This is a genomic window from Streptomyces nogalater, assembly GCF_039532885.1.
Taxonomy (GTDB): domain Bacteria; phylum Actinomycetota; class Actinomycetes; order Streptomycetales; family Streptomycetaceae; genus Streptomyces; species Streptomyces nogalater.
In genome coordinates this window covers 1-3,482 of record NZ_BAAASM010000099.1, presented here as the reverse complement: position 1 = coordinate 3,482, position 3,482 = coordinate 1, and the positions used below count along the sequence as shown (strand labels likewise).

The window sequence follows — 3,482 nt, the reverse complement described above, 5'->3', positions numbered from 1 at the left end:
CGGCGGTGAAGCCGTAGCGGCTGGCGAGGTGGTGGGCCAGAGTGCTCTTGCCCACGCCGTCAGGTCCTTCGGCCACGATGGTGCGGTGGCTCGCTATCTCTTCGACAGTCACCCGCCGATCCACGCGGTTACCTCTTCCTCGCTGTTCAGTAGGGCGTCCACGCTGTACTGGATCATCAGGTTGCGGCGGTTGGGCTCGCGGCCGGCGGCGTGGGTGTAGGTGCTGCGCGGGAGGTAGGCGGCCGCCGGCAAGCCGGTGGCGCAGGCGGCGCCTATCAGGAGGGCGGCGCCTGGCGGGGTTTCGGGGCCGGTGGCGTCGACGACGATGCGATCGGAGCAGAGCACGGTGGCCCAGTCCTGCCGCGCGGCGGTGAGGGGATCGCCGGCCGAGAACCGGGTCGGGCCGATGACGGTCACAGAGGGGCAGCGGACCAGGTCGGGTAATGGGTGCTGCGACAGGGCATACGGGGAGGGCTCGACGTACACCGTGCTGTCAGCTCGGACACGTGTGGTCGACTTGGTGGGGGCGGGGAGCTGCAGGGCGGCGTCGACGCAGGCCTCGATGGCCTGCTGGACCTGGACCTGGTTGCGCAGGGCGAAGTCGGCGAAGCGGCTGGTCCCTGAGGGCTGGGTGATTGCGGCGAGACGGGGGGTGCGGACGATGCGGGTGGCGAGGGCGTCCAGGAGCGGGTCGGGGAAGTGGGTGTGGGGGCCGTCTGGGGTGGTGGAGTACTCCTGGAAGTCGGTGGTCAGCAGGATTACGGGCACGCCGCGGGCGGCCGCGTGCCCGATCTCCATGCAGACGCCGTCGTCCGGGCTGGGTCCGTGGACGATGGCGATCAGGGCACGGATGCGGCGCAGGCGCTCCCGGTCGAGTTCGAAGAGCCGCCGGCCTTTGACGTCGGCGACGAGGTCCTCCTCGTCGGTGTCGCAGAAGGGCAGGAAGACGTGATCTTCGCCGAGTTTCTGGGCCAGGTGGTGGGCCAGCTGGGCGGCGAGAGCGCGGTCGTGGGCCGCGAAGAGACGGTGGGCGACGTAATAGGACACTGGGCGGCCTCCTGCTGCTGGTCAGGACGGGGCGCGGCGTGGGGCGGGTTGGGTCAGGGGGGTGTGGGCGGTGTGGCGGCTGGCGGCCTTGACGGCGCGGGTCAGGGCGGTGGCCGGGGGGATGCCGCGGGCTCGGTGGGCGAGGTAGGTGCCGGCCAGGGTGTCGCCGGCGCCGGTGATCTGCCGGGCGGTGGGCAGGGAGGGCGGGGTGACGGGCGGCAGGGCGCGGCCGTTGCAGACGATGCGGGCTGGGCGGGGGCCGTCGCTGATGACGACTTCCGGGCAGGGCTGGGGGCCGGCGGCGAGGGTGAGGAGGGCGTGTTCTTCGGCGTTGACGAAGATGGTGGTGGCGTGGTGGAGCCAGGGCGTGGCGGCGGGGATGAGTTGCGGGGCGCTGGGGAGGTGGAAGTCCAGGCTGAAGGTGCAGCCTCGTACCACCAGTGCCGGCAGTACGGCAGGGATGTCGAGGGGGTGGCGGCAGCTGACGTGGAAGGCTGCCTGGGGGTAGCGGTCGATCAGGTGCAGGGCGTGGGCGGTGAGGTGTTCGGAGGCGCCGTAGGTGGTGTCGACGGCTGTGACGGTGCCGGCCTCGTCGTAGTGGATGGTGAACGCGGCTGAGGGCTGTGGTGCGTGGTGCAGGAGGGTCCAGTCCAGCGGGGGCAGGCGTGGGTCGTCGGGCAGGCGGGCCAGGTCGCTGCCGACGGCGGCCGCAGGGGCGACCGGGAGACCGGCACGGGCGGCCGCGGTGGCCAGGTGGAGGGCCGCGCCGCCGAGCTGGTGGACCGGCAGGTGGCCGGGGCGGTGGATGTGGTCAAGGGAGATGTTGCCGATCACGATGGTGCGCTGCATCGCAGGATCTCCCTGTCGGTCAGGGCTGGGTGTGTGCGCAGTCGGTCAGGGCAGGACAGGTCGGGCGGCGGGTGCACAGGCGGGCGGGGGGCCGGTTGAGGTAGAGGCGCTTGAAGTAGATCAGTGTCAGGTGGGTCCACCAGGTCGGGGCCGCCTCGGCGGGGATGGTGACGTTCTGGCCGGTGGTGAGTGCGCGCAGGGCGTCGGCGTGGCGGGCGACGGCGTGCTCGAGCAGCAGGCGCAGGTGCTCGTGGGCGGCCGGTCCGGAGGGGAGGGTGAAGCCGAGGGCGGGGGCGAGTTTGGTGACCATGCCGGAGTCGACGGGGATGATGCCGCAGTGGTAGCCGCGGGCGTACAGGGCGGCGCACTGGGCGACTTTGTAGGAGGCTCCGCGTACGTCGCGGGTGAAGGCGGTGATGAACGTCGCCGCGTCCCAGGCGGCCGGGTCGATGCCGTCCTTGTCCCAGCGGGCCAGGGTGTCGGCCAGTGAGTACAGGTAGGTCAGGCGGGCCTCGGTGAGGCCGAGCGGGGCGATCAGGTCGCGTGCCTGGTCGTCGTCGAGGTCGGTGAGGGCGTCGAAGCCGAGCTTGTTGGCCTCGGCGAGGACGGTGGCGTAGGTGTCGATCATGCGGTAGTTGATCCGGGTGGACCAGCCGGCGGCGAGCATCCGCATGCGGGGGTCGGTGATGGTGGGCGGCCACCAGCGGTTGTGGTCGTGGTTGGCTTCCACTTCGGCCGTTACGTCGGCGAGCGCGGCGGCGCGGGTGACGAACGCGAGGACGCGGTCGTCGGTGCATCTGTGGGGGGTGGTGACGGTCATGGCGCTGCTCCTGGGGCGGGCGGGAGGATATGGGCGAGGGCGTGGTTGGAGGAGATCACGGGGATGCGCAGCCGCTTGTGCAGGGCGGTGGCGGCGGTCAGGGTGCGCCAGCCGGTGCAGGACAGTACGAGCGCGTCCGCTCCGGCGAGCGCGTCCGCTCCGGCGAGCGCGTCCGCTCCGGCGAGTGCGGCCGGCGGCAGGCTGGCGCACAGGTCGAGGATCTGCTGGGGGCTAATGGCCGGGTAGCCGTCGTCCAGGCCGAGGCTGGCGTGGGCGAGGACCTGGATCCCGCGTTCGCCCAGCGCTGCGGCCTCGGCGCGGGTGACCGGCTGCGGGTAGGGCGTGGCCAGCACGATGCGGGCCAGCCGGCGCTGGTGCAGCACGGTGGTGAGGGCGTCGAATGCGGTGATCACGCCCGGGGGGAGTTCGGGTCCGCCGGTGAAGGCGGCGGAGGTGCACGCCAGGACGGTGGCGTCCAGCGGGAGGTGGCGCATCGAGTCGACGGCGCCGGTGGCGGCGGCCCGCAGCCCGTGCCAGAACGCGTCGTCGACGGCAGTGGTGCGGGAGGCCGGCACGAGCCGAGCGTAGTGGAAGACCACGCCCGGCTCGCCGAGTTGGGGCAGCTCCTCCTCGACCGCCTGGTTGGCCCACGGCAGCAGCACCCCCACGCGCCGGATGTCCGGCTCCGTGGCGGAGGACGGGTCAGCGGGCACGGTGGGTGCCGTAGAGGACGCGGGGGGCGTGATCGGTGACGGTGATGTCGGCC

4 protein-coding genes are annotated in these 3,482 nt (G+C 72.5%); all 4 read right to left on the bottom strand.

All coding sequences use genetic code 11. The annotated features are described in order from the left end of the window. Window positions 1-108 precede the first annotated feature (108 nt). The 4 genes from ABD350_RS37815 to ABD350_RS37800 are packed head-to-tail and all read right to left on the bottom strand — an operon-like array spanning window position 109 to window position 3,429. Window positions 109-1,047, bottom strand: coding sequence for a nucleoside 2-deoxyribosyltransferase (locus tag ABD350_RS37815; protein WP_344353992.1), 939 nt, complete (start codon window positions 1,045-1,047; stop codon window positions 109-111). A gap of 21 nt (window positions 1,048-1,068) precedes the next feature. Continuing rightward, the gene (locus ABD350_RS37810) at window positions 1,069-1,896 is read right to left on the bottom strand and encodes a carbohydrate kinase family protein (RefSeq protein WP_344353990.1); all 828 of its coding nucleotides are present in this window, start codon (window positions 1,894-1,896) and stop codon (window positions 1,069-1,071) included. Between the two features lie 19 nt (window positions 1,897-1,915). Further along, window positions 1,916-2,716 carry a hypothetical protein gene (locus ABD350_RS37805; protein WP_344353988.1) on the bottom strand — a complete coding sequence of 267 codons (801 nt, stop codon included), beginning with the start codon at window positions 2,714-2,716 and terminating at the stop codon, window positions 1,916-1,918. After that, on the bottom strand, window positions 2,713-3,429 hold the full coding sequence (locus tag ABD350_RS37800) for an aspartate racemase/maleate isomerase family protein (protein WP_344353986.1): 717 nt from the start codon (window positions 3,427-3,429) through the stop codon (window positions 2,713-2,715). The genes ABD350_RS37805 and ABD350_RS37800 overlap by 4 nt, the downstream gene beginning before the upstream one ends. Window positions 3,430-3,482: the final 53 nt, after the last annotated feature.